Genomic DNA, 21,910 nt, shown 5'->3' with positions numbered 1-21,910 from the left:
TATCTGTACAAACGGCTGCAAATCTTTCTCTTAAAGGGGGAAATAAGCGACAGATTTAGCAGCCGTCAGCACCTGATATCACTTTATCAAAAGTAAGAGAGTAGCTAATCTCTTACTTTTGATATAGGAAATCAACAGCAGCAGTAATATATACTTTTGCACAGCGTACGATATCCTCAACACGCACTTTTTCATTGTAACCATGAATACTTGGTAAATAGGCTGGGCCGTACTGCAATACAGGAATATTATATTGTCTGAAATGTCGAGCATCACTACTTGCCCATTGCATAACACCATATGCCTCTTGCCCTGTTACAAATGAAATATTTTCCACAATGGATTGGCATACAGGATTTTCGGCAGGCGTATAATTTGCTACACTTTTGAAGCCAAAACGTTTGATTGAATAATCAATAGCCAAACCATCTAGTTTATGTTTCAAAATTTCTGTTACTTCTTCTTGTGTAATACCGAATGGTAAGCGACAATCGACCTGAACCTTGCAATAATCTGGGATTACGTTGGACTTCGTACCTCCCTCAATTGTACCAATATTTACAGTAATTTTCTCTAAAACTTCTTGATATTTCAAACGATCTTTTTCCACCTCTCGCATGTATTTTTTAGATACCTCGATAAGTGGCAGTACCTCTTCTGGGATCGTAATTTCCAAATCCCATAGTGTACGAATCTCTTGAATAGCTCGAATGGCATCGACAATAGCATTTCTCCCAGCTAAAGGTGATAGGCTTCCATGTCCAGGTTCCCCACGAACCTCTAATTCAAACCAATAAGAACCCTTTTGCCCAATGGTTGGATTTAGCGGTGAAGAAGGCTCAGCGATTAAGCAACCATCTCCTTGCACAAAACCTCGCTCTAACAACCACGGAACACCAAATTCGCCGCCTGTTTCTTCATCTGGCACAATCGCCAATGTTAGTTTCCCTGGTAATTCAATATTCAATTTCTTTAGTAGCTTTGTTGCAAAAATAATACCAGCTAAACCAGCTTTCATATCACTTGCACCACGGCCCAGCATCCAGCCATCCTTCACCTCCCCTGAAAATGGATTGAATTCCCACTTTGATAAATCACCAACAGGAACAACATCTGTATGACCACAATAAATGAGTTCCTTTCCCTCACCACTCCCAATAGAAGCTACTAAATTAAACATTTTATCTGCAGCTTCGTATTTTTGATAAGTAATGCCAACATCCTGTAAATAGTTTTCGATAAAAGCAGTTATTTCAGTCGTATCTCCTGGAGGATTGACACTAGGAATTTGAATGAGTTTCGAACAAAATGCAATCAGTTCATCTTGATGCTTTTCAACTGCCTCTAATAATTGCGCTTTGAGTGCTTGTAAATCATTCATGTGTATATACCTCTTTTCCTTTCGTTTGTAGATGATGCATGCTTCCATATAAATTTTTCATATGTGTAAACTGCTTTTCGTCAAAGAAGGAACATTTATGAGCTCCATACGTTTTTGCTACTTCTAATACAAATCGAACTACATTTTCTACATCTGTTACATGTGTGGCGCCTGTTGCACAGCCTGCCACGACAGATTCTGTTGTGATAGCCACACCTACAACAGGGCTTGTTGTTGCCACAGCTGGTTGTAAAATACTATTAATATGGAATAAACCATTGCCATATGGTGTAATGTCTTGCATGGTAATCGGTAGTACAACTGGAGAAATTCCTGCTGCTTGTGTGTAAACGTGCAATAAATCATCACTGATTTTTAATATGTAACCTTCTTTGACTGTTGGCGTAATGGCAAACCCTTTATGGTTACATACTTGATTGCCTTTCGTTGTATCGATTGATAGAATGGCATCCATTGTTTCTTCCACTTCATTTTCGTTCATGACACTAATATCCACTGGAGAGTTCATAAATGGCACTGGCTCATGTGGCAAAGTGGGTGCTGTTGGACAAATATGCGTTGAGAAAATAACATCTCCTTCTAACTGATCACCCTTTAACGCCATACCAATGGCTTTGGCTGCACCTGCCATACATGCTAGTGCTCCATCTCCATCTGATACAAAGCCTGTCATTTCAGGACGTGCTCCAATACCACCGAGACGACCAATAATGCCTAACGTCGGTGCCTGACCACCAGAGGATTTTCCTTGCTTTCCTTTCACTAGTACACGCACAAAATCCGTTGAGCCACTTTCACCTTTAATCGTTTTGATCTTCACATCTGCTGTTGGATCAATGCTGTGTAAATAGGCTTTAATCGTTTCTCCGTTAACATGGAAATTATCCATTACCTCGTATAATTCAATAACATGCTTCAATGACATAATCAGTCCGCTCCTTTTTACTTCTATAATTTATTCAATTACTTTCTGCTCTAAGTCGTCGACACTTCTTGCTGTATCGACGAAAATAAATGACAAGAAACTTGATGTGTAGCTGTCACAGTATCGAGTGTCGGTTGGACGTCTGCACATTTGTCTGTAGCAAAACGACAACGCTTGTGGAATGCACAGCCACTCGGTGGATTTACTGGACTGGGAACATCTCCAGATAAAATAATACGGTCCTTTTTATCAAAGGGATTTTCCTTAGGAATTGCCGATAATAAGGCTTGTGTGTAGGGATGTTGAGGGTTCTCATAAATTTCCTTATATGTCCCGATTTCCACAATTTTACCCAAGTACATGACGGCAATCCGATCACACATATAATTCACAACATTTAAATCATGTGAAATAAAAATATATGTTAAACCGAAGTCTCTCTGTAAGTCTTTTAATAGATTGATTACCTGTGCTTGTACAGAAACATCTAATGCTGAAACAGGTTCATCGCATACAACAATATCTGGATTAAGCGCAAGGGCACGAGCAATATTGATACGTTGTCTTTGTCCCCCAGAAAATTCATGTGGATGGCGCTTTGCATGATAAGCACTTAATCCTACTGTTTCAAGTAATTCAATAACACGCTTTTTACGTGATGCTTCATCACCAATACCATGGATGACTAATGGCTCGGCAATGAGATATTCAATCGTTTTTCGAGGATCGAGTGATGCATATGGATTTTGGAAAACCATTTGTATCGACTTTCGAGCAGAGCGAATATCCTTTGTATTTAAGCTTGCTAAATCCGTACCCTTAAACTCTACGATTCCCTCTGTTGGAGAAATCAGCTGGTTGATTAAACGAGCAACCGTCGATTTCCCACAACCTGATTCACCTACAATCCCAAGTGTTTCGCCCTTATATAATTCAAAACTGACGCCATCTACTGCTTTCACAAATTGTGTTGATTTTTTAAAAGGGATTGAACTTTTAATGGGAAAATGCTTTTTTAAATTACTTACCTTTAAAACAAGTTCATTGTGCTGTTGCATTAAAAATTCCCTCCTTCCTTGCGACAATTTGATTTTTCGCTTGTAAATGGCAGGCTACAAAATGGTTGTCCTGCACTTCCACTAAGTCGGGTACTGTATGACGACAAATATCTGTTGCTAAAGGGCAACGTGATGAAAAGTGACAGCCGCTATGTGGCATTGTTAAATCCGGTGGACTACCTGGAATGGCTGGCAATCTTTGTTGCTCCTGTGTGCCCATTGTAATTTGAGACTCTAATAATCCCCACGTATAAGGATGTAAAGGTTTTTCGTAGAGCTGTCTTGTTGTAGTCGACTCAACTGTTCGACCTGCATACATAACATTTACTTTGTCACATAACTCCCAAACCACACCTAAATCGTGTGTAATCATAATGATGGCTGTATCATGGTCTTGTTGTAATTTTTTCATTAAATCAAGAATTTGAGCTTGTACAGTTACATCCAGTGCAGTTGTTGGCTCATCGGCAATGAGTAGTTTCGGGTTACAAGCAAGAGCAATAGCAATCATGACACGCTGACGCATGCCTCCTGAAAATTCGTGAGGATACATTTTTAATCGTTTCTCTGGCTCGGGAATACCAACCATTTTTAACATATCGACAGCTTTGATAGCGGCATCTTTCTTCGAGATCTTTTCATGTGCTTGGATGACTTCAATAATTTGATTGCCCACTGTTAATACAGGATTCAAACTTGTAATAGGATCTTGGAAAATCATTGAAATATCATTACCTCGCACATTGCGCATTTCTTTTTCAGAAATGCCAATTAAATCACGACCATTAAAGTCAATTTTTCCATTCGTTATTTTTCCTGGCGGAGATGGAATTAAACGCATGAGAGCAGTGGCTGTAACACTTTTTCCCGACCCTGATTCTCCAACAATCCCTAGTGTTTCCTTCTTATTTAATTGTAAATTTACTCCATTGACAGCTTTCATTGTAGAGCCGCCACTTTTAAATTCTACTGTTAAATTTTCTACATCTAGTAAACGTTCAGTCATGACTCCACCCCCTTCCATTAAACTTTCATTTTCGGATCTAACGCATCACGTAATCCATCTCCTAAAAGGTTAATACCAAGAACTGTTAATAAAATACAGATTCCTGAAAATGTCGCCATTTGAGGATTTAATACTAAAAAATCTTTACCATCTTTTAAAATACTACCCCACGAAGCTGTTGGCGGTTGAACTCCTAATCCTAAAAAGCTCAGTGCCGCCTCCGAAATAATAGCGCCCGCTGTACTCATCGTTCCATAAACAATTAAAGGAGCTAAACAGTTCGGTAATATATGGCTAAAAATAATTCGACTATGTGTAGCACCTAGAGAATGCGTCACTTCGATGAATTCTTCTTCTTTTACACTTAAAACCTGACCACGAACAAGTCTTGCGAACCCTGGAATGTTGGCAACACCAATAGCAACAATAACGTTGACAAGTCCTTGCCCTAATACCGTCATTAGTGTAATAGCAAGTAAAATGAATGGGAATGCAAAAAGACCATCCATCGTACGCATAATGATCGAATCAATGCGACCACCGAAATACCCTGCCACTAACCCTAATAATGTTCCAAACACAGCTCCAAATAGCACCGCTGCAATGCCGACAATCATCGATATTTGTGTACCGTAAACTAAACGACTAAACAAATCACGTCCATAATTATCCGTTCCTAGCAAATGCCCTTCTGTGTTCATTGGTAAAAATGATTTACCGACAATCATTTCATTTGGTGGATGGGTAGCAATCAATGGTGCAAATATTGCAACAATGGCCATCAAGGTGACAATGACTAACCCAATTGTCGCTAATTTATTTTTTAGCAACTTGCGCAACAACGTATTTCTTTTTCTTGTTTCATTGACGATTGCTTGAGTCATTGTTATTTTTTCCCTCCATCCGATTCTAAATTGACCTTAGGATTGACAACTTTATAAAGCACGTCCACTACTAAGTTAACAAGTACAAAGATAAATGCGATGAAAATAACAGTACCTTGTACAACAACAAAATCACGTTTATCAATGGCATCTACAATTAGTCGCCCCATTCCAGGCCAACTAAAAATCGTTTCTGTTAAAACCGCTCCCCCCAGTAAATTGGATATCTGCATCCCTAATACCGTTAAAATAGGTGTTAGCGCATTTTTAAAGGCATGTTTACCAATCACTAAATATTCTTTAATGCCTTTAGAACGAGCTGTTTTAATATAATCTTGCGAAATAACCTCTAACATGCTTGAACGGGTAATCCGTGCAAATGTCGCCATTGGAATCGTTGCTAATGCAAATGCTGGCAAAATTAAATGTTTCAAATAGGTCCATAGACCATCACTGATGTTGCCCATTCCAGTGGCTGGGAACCAACCAAGATTGACACTAAAGAATAAAACAAGCATGATCCCCAACCAAAAAATGGGCATGGATACACCAACTAATGATACAAGCATGACAATATAATCAATGATTGTATTTTGCTTTCTAGCAGCTAATATTCCTGCTGGGATACCGACCACAACCGCTATAAACAAGGCTGCCAATGCTAGTATCACTGTGTTAGGGAATCTTTCTATAATAAGTCCGATGACAGACTCACTATAAGAATAGGAATATCCTAAATTTAACTGTGCTAAGTCTCCTACATATGAAATAAATTGCGAAGGCATTGATTTATTTAATCCTAGCTCTTCTCTTAAATTCTCTACATCTTCCACACTGGCTTGTGGCCCAAGCATTACTGAAGCTGGGTCACCTGGAATCATTCGCGTAATAATGAAGACGATGATTCCTACTACTAGCAGTGTCGGGATAAGGTTGACTAACCTTTTTAAAATAAATGAGCCCATCTTATTAAGACCTCCTTTTCATTATTAGAATCAGTGGTTCATATTGTGAATAACCACATACTACACCATGTGATAATTATTTGTAAATATATTTTTTCTGAATTTTTTTAATTTTATATTTACTTTCTGTTTACAAATGTGCTAATTTTAATTCGAACCTATCATTTTTGAATCAACGGTTCATATTGTGAAACAAAATAAAGGAGGCTTATGCAGATGAAGAAGATAAACGTAAAAAAACCTTTACTACTACTCTTTTTAACTTTATTAATTGGTGTTTTAGCAGCTTGTGGTGGGAACACAGAAAAAAGTAATTCTTCAAATGAAAAAGATGGAGAAGTCACTTCAGGTGGCAAATTAAATATTGGTCTTTCAGCCAATGCCAAAACATTTGACCCTATCAAATATACAGGGGTTTATGAATCGCAAGTTATGCGTCAAATGGGTGATACTTTAGTTGTTTATAACAAAGATCTATCAGATATCATCCCCTCTTTAGCAACAGAATGGAAAGTGTCAGATGATATGTTAGTCTATACGTTCAAATTACGTGAGGGTGTGAAATTCCAAAAGGGGCAATACCAGGATGGCCGTGAAATGACAGCGGAAGATGTGAAATATTCTTTAGAGCGCTCCGCCAAAGAATCCGCTATGAATCGTTTAAGTGGTGTGACAGAAGTTAAAGTGTTGTCAGATTATGAAATAGAAATTCACTTAACTACACCGAATGCTGCCCTTCTTGCTATGCTAACGGATGCAGGAAATATCATTATTCCAAAAGAAGAGGTTGAAGGCTGGGGCGATAACTTCTCAGAACACTTCATTGGTACAGGCCCATTCCAGTTAACAGAATGGAAAAAGGACCAAGAAGTAAAACTAGTTCGCCATGACAATTATTGGGGTGAAAAACCTCACGTTGATAATTTATCCATGAAGTTTATCTCCGATCAAAATATGATGACAAATGCATTACGTTCTGGTGACATAGATATTGCCATGGATGTCAAAGGCCAAAACAGAGAAATTATTAACCAAGATAGCAACCTTGAGCTTTTAACGAATCCAGGTTTATCTATTGTTTATCTTGACCTTAACAACAAAGTTGGTCCGACTGCTGACAAACGTGTTCGCGAGGCACTTTATATGGCAACAAATGTTGAGGAAATCATTTCTGGTGTTAACCAATGGGGTGGCGGTGATGTTTCTTATTTACCATTACCACCAGGTTCATGGGGATATGATAAATCATTAGTTGATTTAGTACCAAAATATAATCCAGAAGAAGCAAAAAAATTGCTAGCAGAGGCTGGTTATCCTGATGGCTTCAAAACAGAGATTTATGTATCAGAAGCACGTGTGCCTTACGCAACGATTTTCCAAAGTCAATTAAAGAAAAACTTAAACATTGATGTGGAAATTAAAGTGCTTGAATGGGGTACTTACAGTGATACTGTTGCAAAAGGGAACGCTCCAATGAATATTGGTGGCTGGACTTGGTATCCAGATCCTTATTTCTTCCTATATCAATTATTCCACACAAATCAAATCGGTGCGTTAGGTAATGGTAAAGGCTATAGCAACCCAGAGGTAGATAAATTATTAGAACGTGCCGTATCTGAAACAGTGGTACAGGAAGAACGTGCTAAATTATACCAAGAAGCATTAAAACTGATTTTAGCAGATGTTCCGCGTATTGAATTAGAAGCAACACAAACCGTTGCAGGTGTAAACAAAAAAGTACAGGGCTTTGAGGTTTCTACTGACAACTCCGTACAAATTGTACATCCAAACGGTACGAACGTATCCATTTCTAAATAATTAACTGGAAAAGTGGAGATGCTTGTCTCCGCTTTTCTCTTCATAAGGAGAGATTTAATCCCATGACTCGATATATAAATGGACTTGTTTTTAACTCTGAGACACGTAGCTTTAACAAACAGTCATTTCAAGTACAGGGGCAATACTTTGCTCCATCTTCTACAACGTCTGAAATAGACATCGATTTAGATGGCTATTATATTACACCTGGCCTTATCGACAGTTGTTCACAAATTGGCTTAGCTGAAATAGGGATTCGTTGGGAGGGGGATGATAGCTATGAATTTGACTCACATCTGGACTATTCTGTAGTTGATGGCATTTATCCATTCGATGCTGCCTTTCAAAAAGCTATCTCCCATGGGGTGACAGCCTCTCATATCGTTCCCTCCCCTAAAAGCTTGGTCGGTGCAAAAACAGCTATTATTCATCATACACATACAACGGTTGATGAAATGGTCATTGCCAAAGATATTGCTTATTCCTTCTCCATTGGACACCAAGCAAAAAGCACTTTTTTCGCTGAAAAGAGAAAGCCACTAACCCGTATGGGGATTGCCAAAATTTTAAGAGAAACATTGCAACAGATTCAGCAGCAAGAACCTTTAATTAAGAAAATTGTCATACGGGCACATAAAGCTGTGGATCTTGAATTCATTGACCGTCTTCAACAAGAGTTTAAGTCTACTTTTGATTTTCATATTATTCACGGCACTGAAGCTTCACTGCTTCAAGGGACATCCTTCAATACGGTCATTGCTGGCCCAACGTTTCGATATATCGAGCATAACGAGATGATGGCATTATCACCAAAACTATACCGCCAGTTGTCCCAACAACATACTCCGTTTGTTTTTTGTACGGATCATCCTGTTAGTAGCACCTCTCACCTAACATTAGAAGGTTGCTTAGCTGTAAGAGAAGGGCTGACACGTCAGGATGTTCTGTATGCACTAACAACAGGAGCTGCTAATTTCCTTGGAATCGCTCATAAAACTGGCACTATTCGTGATGGCCTTCTAGCTGATTTTGTCATATGGGATAAGCATCCATTAAATTTAGATGCACAGGTTGTAGCTACTTTTATTAAAGGAACAAAAGTTTATGCAAGGGAAGAAGGGTTCTCAGAATGATTATTTATCATCATGCAAAGTTTCTCACAGTCAATGAACAAAATGATATTTTTGAACAGTTATGGATCGAAGATGGACGTATAGTCTATGTCGGTCCAGCCAAAGATTATCCTCCTCAAGCAGAGTTAGTCGATCTTCAGGGAGCTTATGTCACACCAGGCTTAATTGATATTCACGCCCATGTTGGGACATGGGCAGAGGTTACTGAAGACATTAATGATGCTAATGAATATAGCGAGCCCTTTACACCTCTTATGCACGCTCTAGATAGTGTAGATATCCGACACTTTTCCTTCCAACATGCGTTAGAAGGCGGTGTGACGACTGTACAAACTGGTCCAGGTAGTGCCAATGTCATTGGGGGCATTTGGAGTATTCTTAAAACAGCAGGGCCCACTCTTACCTCTCGTGTTTTAGTAGAACGAAGCGGTTTAAAGGGCGCGTTAGGAGAAAATCCAAAGAATGTTTTTGGCAATCAATACAAACGAAAGCCAATGACTCGCATGGCCATTGCCCAGCTTTTACGTGATGGTTTCCAACGTGCAAGTCAACTGAATGAACAACAACGAGCTGAGCAAATTAAACAAAATTCAGAGTTGCGTCCATTCATTGAAGTGCTACGAGGTGACATGCCCCTTCGCCTTCATTGTCACAGAGCAGATGACATTATGACAGCTATAAGAATTGCTAAAGAATTTAATGTGAAGCTCCATTTAGAGCATTGCACAGAAGGCTATTTAATAGTCGATGCGGTAAAGAACAGTGGCTTTCATGCGACACTTGGGCCCTATATGTTAACCCCATCTAAATATGAAACACGTAATTCTACACCAGCGATTGCAGCCATTTTTAAAGAGCATAATATCCCATTTGCCATCATGACAGACCATCCATTCGTACCAATTCAGTACTTAAAATATTGTGCTACTGAAGCTATTCGCTATGGTTTAGATGAGGACACCGCCTTAAAAAGTATTACAATAAATGCCGCTAAGCTTGTACAGCTAGATCACCGCATTGGCAGCCTTGAGGAAGGCAAGAATGCTGATTTTGTTGTTTGGTCACACCCTATTTTTGAAACAGAAGCAAAGGTCTTACAAACGTATGTCAATGGACAAAAATATTACGAAGCGGAGTGAGCTTATTGAAACATTCAAAAATTGCCGTAGTCACAATTGGTCAAGCGCCTCGCAAAGATATGGCGGAGGATATTCAGCAATTAAGAGCATCTGGTTTACATGTTCATGAGTTTGGCGTACTGGATTCACTCTCTCCAGCCGAAATCACTTCCCTTTCACCCTCTAGTGAAGACACAGATGTTTTAGTAACACTTTTGACAAATGGACAACAAGTCAAGCTAAGTAAACAAAAGCTGATGCCCTATATTCAGACATGCATTGATGATTTACATGAATTCACTTGGGTTTTGCTTATGTGTACAGGAGATTTTACGAATAAGCTGTCATGTAAAAACCTGTTACTACCTGATCGCATGATGACATATTTAGTGAAAGGGTTACAAACAGAATTAGCACTTGGTTTAATAGGCCCTGAGCCTGAGCAACAACAAACTGTTGCGGAGAAATGGCAAAAAGCACAGTTCGATGTCACCTTTTCAGCTAGCTCACCCTATCAGTTCAATGCACAACATTTATTAGCAAAAGCACAGCTATTAGAATATCAAGGAGCTGATTTGCTCATTCTTGATTGTATGGGTTATTCCACAACAATGAAAAACATGATTAAAGATCAACTCACTATTCCCGTCATTGTTCCTAGAGAAGCAGTATTTACGATTTTAAAGGCCATTTGTTAATGGTAAAAAAGGTGATGTCAACAGCAGAAACAACCATTTTGAAAGGCGAGGGATTGATTTCCGTTCCGCCAGCATCCCTTCCAGGGAATGCCCGATGAGCCGCTTCACTCACAGGGTCTCATCAACCATGTGGAGAAGTGATGAGTGACAGCACCCCTCCATAAAGAGTAGTGAATACCCTCACTTTATTTGAAAACCTTGCTAAAAAGAAATATTTTTATGGATTGGAAGGCTAGTAGACTCCCGTGGGCGAGCGTCCTTACACGAAGCGGCTCGCCAACAGGAAAGCAAGTAGCCTGCCATGGAAATCCATTTTCACCTTTAACATCAATTCTATGGATGATTTTGTTTTTCAACACTATGAAAAAGGGCATTGCCGATGCAGTGCCCTTTTCCCGTTCCGCTAGACACGTTTATTGAAATAAGGAAGCTGCTCAACAAATGCCTTTGTGTCATCATCCCCATATTCATGAACGAGTGCATAAATTTTCATTAATCGCTTATCGATTTCATCATTTTCCCTGTCTAAGTGATACTGTATATACGGTAATTGTGCACGCCATGCATTTGAAATTTCTAGCAGCTGCATTTGCTGAAAGATTCTCTCAAATACATCTAATGCCTGTCGATCTACATTCAGTTCAAAATTCCACGGCCCAGCATAAGGATTTGTATAATAGGTTCTATTGGCAAGTGAAAAATATACGCGCTGACGATCCATCTTTATGATTCACTCCTTTTTCCATAGTATGGAGAGAACGGAGTTGTTTTATTCGCTTTAATGTCAAACTTCCTTCACAATTAATAGAACCACATAATTTATAATAGGTATGATGAACAAAGAACGGAGTGAATACTATGAGTTTAACTACGCTCTTAATAGTCGCAGTTATCATTGTTATCTTTATCACTATTGCGACGATTATCAGTGTCAACCGTGCCTATGCCTTTAAACATACTATTGATGAAAAACCACAGCAAAGCTATCATCAAGAGGATAACTAATCATAATTTATTGAATTTGGAGTGAAAGCAATGGGTGTACCTTTACCAATTATCATTATGATTGCCATGATGATGCTAATGTTTGGTCTTTCTGTCATTATTATTTTGAAGAAAAAAAATCATATCTTTACACAAACTATTGATCCGAAGCCTGAACAAATGACGTCTCAGCAAGAGGAAGAACAACGATGAAATACCCCTTTATTTGGCTCATTCAGTTTTATAGAAAATTCATTTCACCTATGACGCCACCAACTTGCCGTTTCCATCCTACTTGTTCTTCTTACGGGCTAGAAGCTTTTCAAAAGCATGGAGCATTGAAAGGCTCCATCTTAACCATTACACGTATATCGAAGTGTCATCCGTTTCATCCTGGTGGCTTTGATCCTGTGCCTGAAAAATGGCCTTCGAAAAAGAATTAACTTTCGGAGGGCATTTTTTTCTTGTACTTTTTTAAGTTGTGCGTTATTATAATAACTGTTCTAAAAAATAAATCGTAATGATTACTATTTAAGAGAGGTATCTGATTATATGAAAAAATTGTATTTATTATTGTTAGTCGCAGTCCTTGCCTTATTCACTGCTGCTTGTGGAGACAAATCTTCCACTTCCCAAAAGTCTGATGACAAGGATACGTTAAGCATCTATACAACGGTTTATCCGTTAAGCTATTTTGCACAGCGCATTGGTGGCGATTTTGTTGAAGTATCTTCTATTTACCCAGCTGGTGCGAACGAGCATACATTTGAACCCACTCAAAAAGATATGATGAAATTAGCAGATGCAAATATCTTCTTCTATATTGGCTTAGGACTGGAAGGCTTTGTCGAAAACGCTAAAAAGACTTTAGCAAACGAAGATGTCACGATGGTGGCAACTGCTGACACAGTTTCAGATGAAAAATTAGCTATCAGCACAGGCCATGTTCATGCAGAAGATGAGCATGACGAGCATAATCACGCTGCCACAGAGGAAGAGCACGATCATGAGCACGATCACGCTGCCACAGAGGGAGAGCACGATCATGAAGCTGATGAGCACGGACATGATGAGCATGAACATGGCGATATCGACCCACATGTTTGGTTATCTCCTACAATTAGTCAGGATTTAGCACTTGCTATTAAAAATACACTAGTTGAAAAAATGCCTGCTCAAGAATCGACTTTTAATGAGAATTATGAAGCACTAGTAAAAGAACTGCAGGATTTGGATAATGACTTCAAAGCAATGGCTGACAAAGCACCAAATAAAACATTCTTTGTATCACATGCTGCCTTTGGCTATATTGCAGGTCAATATGGTTTTACACAAGTGCCAATTGCCGGCTTAAATTCACAAAATGAGCCATCTCAAAAAGAATTAACAAAAATCGTTGATAAAGCAAATGAATTGCATATTCACTATATTTTATTTGAACAAAATGTTTCTTCTAAATTAGCAGAGGTTATTCAAAAAGAAGTTGGCGCAGAATCTCTTGTCCTGCATAATTTAAGTGTATTAACAGCTGACGATGAAAAAAATAAAGAAACCTACTTCACCTTGATGCAAAAAAATATTCAAACACTAGAAAAAGCGTTAAACGCACATTAATCAAGTAAGAGCCAATAAGTAGAGATTAAGCCAGTGTAAACCAACATATTATGAGTAAGGAGGTGCCCCGACGAATGGGACACCTCCTTTATTATGACGTATTTTTCTTGTGGCATGCGTTTCCCCGTTCGATAAAAAGATGGTCGGCATTTTGTTGTTTTTAGTTCCTTATCCTGCATCACTTTTGGCTGAATCGCAATAAAAACGGACATACTTCCCACTAACATTGGTGTCCATTCAGTAAAGTCAAACTGAACTAAAGTGTTTGGATCATTTGTTTTTTGTGCAATAAGCTTTGTCGGCTGTTCCACTAATTGTTGTACTGAAAGCTTATTTTCTCCAATAATAGAGATTCCTTTATTTTCAGTAAAGCTAGCTTGTAAAGGCATTGTTACACTCTGTATTTTCGTTTCTTCTAGCATCTCCGTATACTTCTCGCTTGTTGCAGCAGGAAAACTTGCGTAGTCCCAAGTATGATCCTGTGCTAATTGACGATCCGACACTAAAAAATATTGATAGCGTACTTCTCCCTTACGATCCGGCAATGGATCATCCCAAGTGACATCAATATGATACCAATCACGATCCAACTTTACTAATACCCAAGCATGGAGCTGTTCACCCACTTTTCCTGGCACATATTGTACCTCAAAGCCCAACATTTCTAACATTCGATAAAGCACTAAAGCATATGCCTGACAAACTCCCTTATTTTCTGTTAGTAACGTGTAAGGGGAATATTGACTTCCTTCTGTTTCTTTGGAGTATTCCGCAGTTAAAACAATAAAATCATGTGCAGCCTGCAGTTTTTCTATGTCACTTAATCCATGCATGGGTGCAATAATATTCGCCAAAGTTTGCCCTACAAATGCTTCCTCTGTTGGGGAAATATGATAGGTAAAGGCAAATGCAATGACAATATTATTGTTATAACCATCGTACTTCCATTTAAAGCTAGAAATATTAGTATAAATATAAGAGTTTTGAATCGCAGTTTTTGTAATGTCTGTTAGTCCATCTTTTATTTCAGTTATGTCACCAGTATAGCGAATGGAAAATTCCGAAGATAGCTGCGTAACTTCTTTATTAATGAGAGATTGTAGTGTTTCAATTGAATGAGCAGTTGCTACATTATCTTTTTCATCGTTTGCAAATACTTGCACATGACTCATTTGTAGAACAAATACTATAATGACAACATTATATATATATTTCCTCATATGAGTCATTCTCCTTTACTAACTAGTTTATGCCTCTCATTTTTTATTATGTTAATGAATGATTAATTTCATGCTAAAAGTGCGAATAAAAAAGAAGCCTTCATTTTAAGAAGACTTCTTTCACAAATTTTTTATTGTAATAATTTTCGTCTCAGCAATTTATCCGCACCATTTCGCGGAAGACTGTCTGTAATAATAATTTCTTTAGGTACTTTATATTTAGCAAGTTTCTGTAAACAAAAGGCTTGGAGCTGCTCAACAGATGCCTGCTCATGTAACACGATAAAGGCAATCGGAACCTGTCCCCATTGCTCATCTGCCACACCACATACCCCCGCTTCTTTGACAGCAGGATGTGTGAGTAACACATTTTCTATTTCTGCAGGATAAATATTTTCTCCCCCTGAAATAATTAAATCTGCTCTACGATCAATGACGAATAAATAACCTTCCTTATCGATATAACCAATATCACCCGTATGCAGCCAGCCATCCATCGTTGCATCTTTTTGTGCAAAACGTCCAATATAGCCAGGAGTAACATGAGGCCCTCGAATACAAATTTCTCCCTCACCTTTCGCATTGGGCTGCGCAATCTTTATTTGATTAAAAAATAAAGGCTTGCCAGCAGAACCAATTTTTCGCATGGCATCTTCACTTGCCAATGTAGCTGTTTGTGAGGAAGTTTCTGTCATGCCATAGGTTTGCGCGACAGCTAAGTTTAACGCATGTGCTCTCACTAAATAATCAACGGGCACTGGCCCACCTCCAGCTAACATCAACTTAAAGTGTGGCGAAGCTTTCGTATTATGCTGCTCTAACGTATGTAGAATCCGTTCCAATGTCACTGCTACAACAGACATATGAGTTACTTCCCCAACTATAATATGTTGTGAGATAGCCTCTACATCAAATTGATCGTATAAAACAACCTGATTGCCATACAGCAGTGAACGTACTAATATTGAAAATCCACTAATATGGAATAATGGTACAGCACATAACCAAACATCATGAGCCTGTAGTCCAATGTTTAAAACAGAGGCAGTCGCACTCGCCTGATGATTCCCAACCGTTTGGCGAACTCCCTTTGGAAAGCCAGTAGTACCCGATGTATACATGATCGTTGTAGTTTGATGTAAAGGCCACTCCTTTTCAATATCTACGGTGCGCTCAACCCCCTCTTCAATCGTTGAAAATAAATGATGACCTGTTTCAGGTGGCAACTTTTCTATATCCTCATCTGCAATTAACACGCACACCGCTCCTGAATCCTCTAGCTGATAAGCCAGTTCATCCTGTGATAGTCTACGATTAAGCATCACCATCTCACATTGTAAATGCATACAAGCATACATCACAATAACTAGTTCAGGCTTACTTGGCCCCATAATCGCAATTCGGTCTCCCCGTTGAATACCGAGTGCCACTAATTGTCGGGCACGTTTTATAGATAAATCCTGTAGTTCCTGAAAAGTCCAGCTTTGTTTTTTATAAGCCAATGCCTTCCGTAATGGTGTTAAATAGGCTCGTTGTAAAATCCAATTTGGATACATCTTTGTCACTCCAATCACCCTACATCTTAACGCTTTCCCATCAACTTTGTCTATTAGTCAATGGTCTTTCTCGCCCTTTTGTATGTCTATCTGTTCCGCTAATCGCTCTCTCCTTCTCTCTTTTTCAAAGTACTACTCTATCCCCCACATCTTGAGTTCTATCCAACACTTTGTGCATTTTATCCATCAATTTGAGCGTTCTATCCACCTCTCTTTTTCAAAGTACTACTCTATCCCTCACATCTTGAGTTCTATCCAACACTTTGTGCATTTTATCCATCAATTTGAGCGTTCTATCCACCTCTCTTTTTCAAAGTACTACTCTATCCCTCACATTTTGAGTTCTATCCAACACTTTGTGCCTTTTATCCATCAATTTGAGCGTTCTATCCATCGCTCTTATTATAAGTACTACTCTATCCCCCACATTTTGAGTTCTATCCAACACTTTTGATGTTTTATCAACCTCTTTTTGCATTTTATCATCCAATTTGAGCGTTCTATCCACCAAACTCCTCCTGCATGCATACAAAAAGCTCATATCTCCAAAAAGATACGAGCTTTACACCCTTTCGTCATCAAGGGAATCTTGGGAATTGACCAAAGTCTGGTTGACGTTTTTCTTTGAATGCGTCGCGACCTTCTTTTGCTTCATCTGTAGTGTAGTAAAGAAGTGTAGCGTCACCAGCCATTTGTTGAAGACCTGCTAAGCCGTCAGTATCTGCATTCATCGCTGCTTTTAAGAAGCGTAGTGCAGTTGGTGACATTTGTAGCATTTCTTCACACCATTGAACGGTTTCATCTTCTAATTGCTCATAAGGAACAACTGTATTGACTAAGCCCATATCAAGTGCTTGTTGTGCATCGTATTGACGGCAAAGGTACCAAATTTCACGTGCCTTTTTATGTCCAATAATACGAGCAAGATAGCCTGAGCCGTAACCAGCATCAAATGAACCTACTTTTGGTCCAGTTTGTCCAAAACGGGCATTGTCAGCAGCAATTGTTAAGTCACAGACAACATGTAAAACATGTCCTCCACCAATTGCATAGCCTGCAACCATTGCCACTACAGGTTTTGGGATTACACGAATTAAACGTTGTAAATCAAGAACGTTTAGACGTGGGATTTCATCATCGCCTACGTAGCCACCATGACCGCGAACTTTTTGATCTCCGCCTGAGCAGAAAGCATGTTCACCTTCACCAGTTAAAATAATCACACCGATATTTTTGTCATCGCGTGCACGTGAGAATGCGTCAATCATTTCCATTACCGTTTTCGGGCGGAATGCATTGCGCACTTCTGGACGGTTAATCGTAATTTTTGCGATACCGTTATAGAACTCATACTTAATGTCTTCATAAGTATGTAATGTAGTCCATTGACGTGTCATTGAATTGCCTCCTATATCAATAAATTCGTCTCGTTACTAGCGAGGCGCTAACGTAACAGTATATTACGTTAAATACTCCTCTACTATTGTAGCAAACTCAGCGGGATTTTCCACATGAATTGCATGTCCAGCGTCATTTACTGTAAGATGGCTAACAGTATTTAATAGCGCTTTCATTTCTAGTGCAATTTTACAAAATTTCTCATCCAATGAACCAGTAATGAGTAGTACAGGTATTTCCACTTGCGCTAGGCTCTCCCAATTTGAAGGCTGAACACCTGTTCCAATACCTCTCAGGCTTCCAGCCAGTCCCTCTTCTTTCTGAGAAAGTCTTTCTGCTCGAATGGTTTCTCGTACGCTTCCAGGAAGACGATGCTGTGTTGCAAAAAGAGGTATGTTCTCCCAAGCATGGACAAATGATTGTAACCCATTTGCCATTATTTTTTGTGCCAGTACTTCATCTCGCTCACAGCGTTCCTTTCGTTCTTCTGCTGTTCGTAAACCTGGAGAAGCACTTTCTAAGATAAGCTGTTGAATATGACCTGGGTGTGCAATAGCATACGATAAGGCAATTCTTCCTCCCATTGAGTAACCTAACAACGTAAATTTCTCTAGATGAAGCTGGCAAAATAATTCTTCTAAATCTTGTAATTGTTCCTCCATGGAGAAACGCTGTATATCCTCTGGAATAGCTGTTTGACCATGACCAATTAAATCAATGGCAATAACACGAACATTAGGTAGAGCTTGCGCTAGATCATGCCATGTAGCCGTGCTGCCTGTAAATCCATGTAACGCAACAAGTGTATGTTCACTATTGTCATTCCATATTTCAATATGCGTTTCAAGTCCTCGAATCATGCATTTTGTCATGCTTTTAGCTCCGCATTAATTCGATTCCATAGCGCTCGATGAGCATTAACATTTTCGGTTCTATCGGTAAATATTTCAACCAAACGTAAAGGATGATGTTGCTTTGTTGAAAATTTCTCTGAAAGCTCGGAGATTGTTTCCACACGCACATAGTCCATCTCATACATATGGGCAATGTCACGGAATTCAAGTGCAGTCGGTGTGCCAAATAAATCTTCATAATGATCTTCGACAGTTGACTGTGGTAAATAAGAAAAAATACCGCCACCATCATTATTCATGACAAGAATGGTTAAGTTACACTTCTGATATCTGGAGGCAATCAATCCATTTACATCATGTAAAAAGGCTAAATCCCCAATCAGCAAATAGGTTTCTCGTTTATTTCCTTGACTGAAGCCCATCGCGGTTGATACTACGCCATCGATTCCATTCGTGCCTCGATTGGCAAAAATACGCAAATCTTTCGGTGTGGCCAATAAAAATGTATCGATATCACGCACTGGCATACTGCTACTAACGAAGATATCACTACCGTCAGGAATCATTTTAAGTAAACGGCTAACTATAGCGCCTTCATCTTTCTCTACTTCTGAATACTGCTCAATAGAAATGGATGCCAGCTCATTCGCATTTTGCCATTTGGCTAAGTATGTTTCTTCAAGGGCTGTATCATTGATAGCTAATTGTGTCAGCCACTGACCGATAGTAGCATGAATAAAATGCGTAGATACGCCCGTAGCATCTCTAAACATAGGATCTTCATCGATAATCACATAAGCGTTTGGCTGTGATTTTGTGATGAATTGCATAATAAATTTTGAGACGGGCTGGGCCCCAATACGTAATACTGTATCTGGTTGAACAAGTGCTTTAAAATCCTCGCTTTTCATAATGGCATCATAGGTTGTTACGATATATGGTAAACAATCCTCTGGTACAGATGCACGCATATTCGATAAGCTTTCAACAAGGACTGGCCACTTGAGCTGACGGACAAATTCCCAAACGATGGATAAGTCCGTGCCAAGCGCTAATTCCCCAATTATAATAAAGCCTCTTTTAGTCAATTGTAGTATAGAGGAAAGTTCCTGCTGATTAGCCAACGTTGGGGTTAGTTGTCCCATGCTGCTATGTTTGAATGTTACTGTTGGCAGTTCATGCTGTAAATCAATTAATAATGGTTCGCGGAAAGGTACATTAATATGTACTGGTCCAAATGGTGCACTTGTGGCAATCGCTACCGCACGAGCAAGGTGACGCTCAATCAAAGGTAATGTCGGATCAGCCCCATCTGCTAACGGAAAATCTACACTCCATTTCACATGTGAACCATATAAATTAAGCTGATTGATAGCCTGTGGTGCACCTACCTCACGTAATTCATGAGGGCGATCTGCCGTTAAGACAATCAATGGAACTCGTGCATAGCTTGCTTCTACAATCGCAGGAAAATAGTTTGCTGCTGCTGTACCAGATGTACATAAGAGGACAACAGGCTTAGCAGTAGCCTTAGCCAGGCCTAACGCAAAAAATGCAGCTGAGCGTTCATCTACTTGACGATACATGTTTACTTCTTTCGTTGAAGCAACTGCATAGGCAAGAGGAGTGGAACGTGAGCCTGGACTGACGACAACATTTTCTACACCGGCTTGTACTAACGATGCAACCATTTTATAAACATAATCTGTTAATCTTTTTCGTTCACTCATGTAATCGTCCCCCTAGCGCACGAAGCATTGGACGGAATTTCACTAATGTTTCTTCATATTCAGCTTGTGGTTCTGAATCTGCTACGATCCCTCCACCTGCATATAAATAAGCTTTATCACTTAGTAACGCAGCTGAACGTATCGCAACTGCAAATTCACCATTCCCTTCAGCGTCTAACCAGCCAATTGGCGCGGCATATAGACCACGATTCATCGGCTCATACTTACGAATGGCTGCCAATGCTTCTTTGCGTGGTACACCACCTAAAGCTGGTGTAGGATGTAATGATTTTGTCAATTGTAAAATTGTAGCATTCTGATTTAATTGACCTTCTACAGGTGTATATAGATGTTGAATATCACGAATTTTTAATAGGCGTGGTCTATCTGGCACTGTCATGTCCACGCAATTTTTACGGAAAGTATCCACAATCATATCGACAACATACTGATGTTCACCACTATTTTTCGGATCATTTAATAAACTTTGTCCATAAGTCTCATCTTCCTCTGCCGTCTTGCCTCGTTTAATCGAGCCAGCAATGCAAGAAGAAAACGCACGACCCTCTTCTACTTTTACAAGGCGTTCAGGTGATGCACCAAAAAACAATAAATCTTTATGCTCTAAACCGAATAAATAGCTTTCTGGCTGCTCATGAATAATTTGAGAGAGTACTTGTGGTGCAGATACATCCTCTTTAAATTGCAATGCAAGTGAGCGTGCAATAACTACTTTATCCGCTTTTTTCTGTTTGATTAATGCTGTCACTTGGTCAATCGAGGCTAAATAAGGTTCCTTATAGGGTTCGAAATAATTTGTGATATCAGGTTTTGTATACGTTTTCACTTCTTTAACCTGGGCTGCATGAATTAAATGATCTCGCTCTTTTCTCAATACTTCTAGCTGATCTTCAGCCTGATGATTTTGTGTCAACAGATGAATACTCACGTATGCTTTATCATCACGAATCACAAGTTGAAATGTTGCTAATGCAAAATAAGCCTCAGGAAAATCCGTCCATTCTCCATCAACATTATTTTGCGGATCAAATGTAAAACCACCAAACAAAATAGGCTGTAACTCACTTTGTCCTTTTGGACAGTTTTTCGTTAAGTTTTTCCATTCTGCTTCCACAGCATCGAAACGTTCATGTTGAGCATTGTTTTGAATAGTATGAGCATGTCCTAGCCCAACTAATGTCATTGTTTTTTCTCTATTTTGCCAATAAAATCGTTCACCTTTATAACACTCTTCGCCTGCTGCATAGAACGCCAGTGCAGATAAGCGACTTACTTCAATTGTTTCCATATAAAAATGAAGGCTTTGGCCCAAAGAGTCCACTTCTACCTCTGTGGATTGGTACCACTTCTGTTGCATGAAAATTACCTCCGTTGCTGCAATGTTCATAATCAATGATGATTAAAATACATCATTTTTTTGGTTGGCAACACTGTTATTCGTACTGTTGCTAATCATTCTTATTTATTTTCAGTTCATAAATGCATGTTCTATTGTATCATTTTTTTTCATTAAACAGTATGTAATA

22 protein-coding genes are annotated in these 21,910 nt (G+C 39.1%); 8 read left to right on the top strand and 14 right to left on the bottom strand.

Going from position 1 to position 21,910, the window contains the following annotated elements; genetic code table 11:
* Positions 1 to 112 precede the first annotated feature (112 nt).
* The 6 genes from MHI34_RS13035 to MHI34_RS13010 are packed head-to-tail and all read right to left on the bottom strand — an operon-like array spanning position 113 to position 6,240.
* The gene (locus tag MHI34_RS13035) at positions 113 to 1,381 is read right to left on the bottom strand and encodes an ArgE/DapE family deacylase (RefSeq protein ID WP_340809370.1); all 1,269 of its coding nucleotides are present in this window, start codon (positions 1,379 to 1,381) and stop codon (positions 113 to 115) included.
* Positions 1,374 to 2,327: a DUF1177 domain-containing protein gene (locus MHI34_RS13030; RefSeq protein WP_342503517.1), complete on the bottom strand. Its 954-nt coding sequence runs from the start codon at positions 2,325 to 2,327 to the stop codon at positions 1,374 to 1,376. The genes MHI34_RS13035 and MHI34_RS13030 overlap by 8 nt, the downstream gene beginning before the upstream one ends.
* A 50-nt stretch (positions 2,328 to 2,377) precedes the next feature.
* On the bottom strand, positions 2,378 to 3,385 hold the full coding sequence (locus tag MHI34_RS13025; protein ID WP_036118734.1) for a dipeptide ABC transporter ATP-binding protein: 1,008 nt from the start codon (positions 3,383 to 3,385) through the stop codon (positions 2,378 to 2,380).
* Complete coding sequence (locus MHI34_RS13020) at positions 3,369 to 4,391, bottom strand: ABC transporter ATP-binding protein (RefSeq protein ID WP_036118732.1); 1,023 nt, start codon at positions 4,389 to 4,391, stop codon at positions 3,369 to 3,371. The genes MHI34_RS13025 and MHI34_RS13020 overlap by 17 nt, the downstream gene beginning before the upstream one ends.
* A gap of 17 nt (positions 4,392 to 4,408) precedes the next feature.
* On the bottom strand, positions 4,409 to 5,275 hold the full coding sequence (locus tag MHI34_RS13015) for an ABC transporter permease (RefSeq protein ID WP_058845041.1): 867 nt from the start codon (positions 5,273 to 5,275) through the stop codon (positions 4,409 to 4,411).
* A 2-nt stretch (positions 5,276 to 5,277) separates the two neighbouring features.
* Positions 5,278 to 6,240 (bottom strand): ABC transporter permease, encoded by a 963-nt coding sequence (locus MHI34_RS13010; protein WP_036118726.1) that lies wholly within the window; start codon positions 6,238 to 6,240, stop codon positions 5,278 to 5,280.
* A gap of 216 nt (positions 6,241 to 6,456) precedes the next feature.
* Here MHI34_RS13010 and MHI34_RS13005 point away from each other — a divergent pair, with 216 nt between their 5' ends.
* The 4 genes from MHI34_RS13005 to MHI34_RS12990 all read left to right on the top strand — a co-directional run bounded on the left by MHI34_RS13005 (position 6,457) and on the right by MHI34_RS12990 (position 11,007).
* Positions 6,457 to 8,058: an ABC transporter substrate-binding protein gene (locus MHI34_RS13005; RefSeq protein ID WP_089934507.1), complete on the top strand. Its 1,602-nt coding sequence runs from the start codon at positions 6,457 to 6,459 to the stop codon at positions 8,056 to 8,058.
* Positions 8,059 to 8,120: 62 nt separating this feature from the next.
* Positions 8,121 to 9,191 (top strand): amidohydrolase family protein, encoded by a 1,071-nt coding sequence (locus tag MHI34_RS13000; protein WP_036118719.1) that lies wholly within the window; start codon positions 8,121 to 8,123, stop codon positions 9,189 to 9,191.
* Positions 9,188 to 10,330 (top strand): amidohydrolase, encoded by a 1,143-nt coding sequence (locus tag MHI34_RS12995; RefSeq protein WP_342503516.1) that lies wholly within the window; start codon positions 9,188 to 9,190, stop codon positions 10,328 to 10,330. Before MHI34_RS13000 ends, MHI34_RS12995 begins: the two co-directional genes overlap by 4 nt.
* 5 nt (positions 10,331 to 10,335) lie before the next feature.
* On the top strand, positions 10,336 to 11,007 hold the full coding sequence (locus MHI34_RS12990) for an AroM family protein (protein ID WP_342503515.1): 672 nt from the start codon (positions 10,336 to 10,338) through the stop codon (positions 11,005 to 11,007).
* Between the two features lie 403 nt (positions 11,008 to 11,410).
* On the opposite strand, the gene MHI34_RS12985 is transcribed toward MHI34_RS12990, so the two are convergent.
* Complete coding sequence (locus tag MHI34_RS12985) at positions 11,411 to 11,728, bottom strand: hypothetical protein (protein ID WP_016992524.1); 318 nt, start codon at positions 11,726 to 11,728, stop codon at positions 11,411 to 11,413.
* Between the two features lie 137 nt (positions 11,729 to 11,865).
* Between MHI34_RS12985 and ytzI the strand changes: the two genes are divergently transcribed.
* The 4 genes from ytzI (at position 11,866) to MHI34_RS12965 (ending at position 13,605) form a co-directional block, all read left to right on the top strand.
* Positions 11,866 to 12,012 (top strand): YtzI protein, encoded by a 147-nt coding sequence (ytzI, locus tag MHI34_RS12980; protein WP_094029263.1) that lies wholly within the window; start codon positions 11,866 to 11,868, stop codon positions 12,010 to 12,012.
* A gap of 30 nt (positions 12,013 to 12,042) precedes the next feature.
* On the top strand, positions 12,043 to 12,204 hold the full coding sequence (locus MHI34_RS12975; RefSeq protein ID WP_180957787.1) for a hypothetical protein: 162 nt from the start codon (positions 12,043 to 12,045) through the stop codon (positions 12,202 to 12,204).
* Entirely contained in the window at positions 12,201 to 12,434 is a 234-nt protein-coding gene (yidD, locus tag MHI34_RS12970; protein WP_036123166.1) for a membrane protein insertion efficiency factor YidD, read from the top strand. Before MHI34_RS12975 ends, yidD begins: the two co-directional genes overlap by 4 nt.
* A gap of 109 nt (positions 12,435 to 12,543) precedes the next feature.
* Positions 12,544 to 13,605, top strand: a complete 1,062-nt coding sequence (locus MHI34_RS12965; protein ID WP_089934515.1) for a zinc ABC transporter substrate-binding protein — start codon at positions 12,544 to 12,546, stop codon at positions 13,603 to 13,605.
* Here MHI34_RS12965 and MHI34_RS12960 read toward each other — a convergent pair.
* The 7 genes from MHI34_RS12960 to MHI34_RS12930 form a co-directional block, all read right to left on the bottom strand.
* On the bottom strand, positions 13,602 to 14,825 hold the full coding sequence (locus tag MHI34_RS12960; protein ID WP_271910752.1) for a transglutaminase domain-containing protein: 1,224 nt from the start codon (positions 14,823 to 14,825) through the stop codon (positions 13,602 to 13,604). The genes MHI34_RS12965 and MHI34_RS12960 overlap by 4 nt on opposite strands.
* Positions 14,826 to 14,956: 131 nt before the next feature.
* Positions 14,957 to 16,381: an o-succinylbenzoate--CoA ligase gene (locus MHI34_RS12955; protein WP_342503514.1), complete on the bottom strand. Its 1,425-nt coding sequence runs from the start codon at positions 16,379 to 16,381 to the stop codon at positions 14,957 to 14,959.
* A 310-nt stretch (positions 16,382 to 16,691) separates the two neighbouring features.
* Positions 16,692 to 16,889: a hypothetical protein gene (locus MHI34_RS12950; protein ID WP_342503513.1), complete on the bottom strand. Its 198-nt coding sequence runs from the start codon at positions 16,887 to 16,889 to the stop codon at positions 16,692 to 16,694.
* A 70-nt stretch (positions 16,890 to 16,959) separates the two neighbouring features.
* A complete protein-coding gene (gene menB / locus MHI34_RS12945; protein ID WP_036123154.1) occupies positions 16,960 to 17,778 on the bottom strand; it encodes a 1,4-dihydroxy-2-naphthoyl-CoA synthase in 819 nt (272 codons plus the stop codon).
* A gap of 63 nt (positions 17,779 to 17,841) precedes the next feature.
* A complete protein-coding gene (menH, locus tag MHI34_RS12940) occupies positions 17,842 to 18,651 on the bottom strand; it encodes a 2-succinyl-6-hydroxy-2,4-cyclohexadiene-1-carboxylate synthase (RefSeq protein ID WP_342503512.1) in 810 nt (269 codons plus the stop codon).
* Complete coding sequence (gene menD / locus MHI34_RS12935; protein ID WP_058845032.1) at positions 18,648 to 20,363, bottom strand: 2-succinyl-5-enolpyruvyl-6-hydroxy-3-cyclohexene-1-carboxylic-acid synthase; 1,716 nt, start codon at positions 20,361 to 20,363, stop codon at positions 18,648 to 18,650. Before menD ends, menH begins: the two co-directional genes overlap by 4 nt.
* Positions 20,356 to 21,741, bottom strand: coding sequence for an isochorismate synthase (locus MHI34_RS12930; protein ID WP_271910758.1), 1,386 nt, complete (start codon positions 21,739 to 21,741; stop codon positions 20,356 to 20,358). The genes menD and MHI34_RS12930 overlap by 8 nt, the downstream gene beginning before the upstream one ends.
* Between the last annotated feature and the right edge of the window lie 169 nt (positions 21,742 to 21,910).

Source organism: Lysinibacillus sp. FSL L8-0126 (assembly GCF_038630385.1).
GTDB lineage: Bacteria > Bacillota > Bacilli > Bacillales_A > Planococcaceae > Lysinibacillus > Lysinibacillus fusiformis_D.
The sequence above is the reverse complement of the archived record's forward strand: the minus strand, read 5'-3'. Positions and strand labels throughout refer to the sequence as shown.

Coding starts and splice junctions, on each gene's coding strand:
- MHI34_RS13035 (WP_340809370.1), bottom strand. CDS start 1,381: ATGAATGATTTACAAGCACTCAAAGCGCAATTATTAGAGGCAGTTGAA.
- MHI34_RS13030 (WP_342503517.1), bottom strand. CDS start 2,327: ATGTCATTGAAGCATGTTATTGAATTATACGAGGTAATGGATAATTTC.
- MHI34_RS13025 (WP_036118734.1), bottom strand. CDS start 3,385: ATGCAACAGCACAATGAACTTGTTTTAAAGGTAAGTAATTTAAAAAAG.
- MHI34_RS13020 (WP_036118732.1), bottom strand. CDS start 4,391: ATGACTGAACGTTTACTAGATGTAGAAAATTTAACAGTAGAATTTAAA.
- MHI34_RS13015 (WP_058845041.1), bottom strand. CDS start 5,275: ATGACTCAAGCAATCGTCAATGAAACAAGAAAAAGAAATACGTTGTTG.
- MHI34_RS13010 (WP_036118726.1), bottom strand. CDS start 6,240: ATGGGCTCATTTATTTTAAAAAGGTTAGTCAACCTTATCCCGACACTG.
- MHI34_RS13005 (WP_089934507.1), top strand. CDS start 6,457: ATGAAGAAGATAAACGTAAAAAAACCTTTACTACTACTCTTTTTAACT.
- MHI34_RS13000 (WP_036118719.1), top strand. CDS start 8,121: ATGACTCGATATATAAATGGACTTGTTTTTAACTCTGAGACACGTAGC.
- MHI34_RS12995 (WP_342503516.1), top strand. CDS start 9,188: ATGATTATTTATCATCATGCAAAGTTTCTCACAGTCAATGAACAAAAT.
- MHI34_RS12985 (WP_016992524.1), bottom strand. CDS start 11,728: ATGGATCGTCAGCGCGTATATTTTTCACTTGCCAATAGAACCTATTAT.
- ytzI (WP_094029263.1), top strand. CDS start 11,866: ATGAGTTTAACTACGCTCTTAATAGTCGCAGTTATCATTGTTATCTTT.
- MHI34_RS12975 (WP_180957787.1), top strand. CDS start 12,043: ATGGGTGTACCTTTACCAATTATCATTATGATTGCCATGATGATGCTA.
- yidD (WP_036123166.1), top strand. CDS start 12,201: ATGAAATACCCCTTTATTTGGCTCATTCAGTTTTATAGAAAATTCATT.
- MHI34_RS12965 (WP_089934515.1), top strand. CDS start 12,544: ATGAAAAAATTGTATTTATTATTGTTAGTCGCAGTCCTTGCCTTATTC.
- MHI34_RS12960 (WP_271910752.1), bottom strand. CDS start 14,825: ATGAGGAAATATATATATAATGTTGTCATTATAGTATTTGTTCTACAA.
- MHI34_RS12955 (WP_342503514.1), bottom strand. CDS start 16,381: ATGTATCCAAATTGGATTTTACAACGAGCCTATTTAACACCATTACGG.
- menB (WP_036123154.1), bottom strand. CDS start 17,778: ATGACACGTCAATGGACTACATTACATACTTATGAAGACATTAAGTAT.
- menH (WP_342503512.1), bottom strand. CDS start 18,651: ATGACAAAATGCATGATTCGAGGACTTGAAACGCATATTGAAATATGG.
- menD (WP_058845032.1), bottom strand. CDS start 20,363: ATGAGTGAACGAAAAAGATTAACAGATTATGTTTATAAAATGGTTGCA.
- MHI34_RS12930 (WP_271910758.1), bottom strand. CDS start 21,741: ATGCAACAGAAGTGGTACCAATCCACAGAGGTAGAAGTGGACTCTTTG.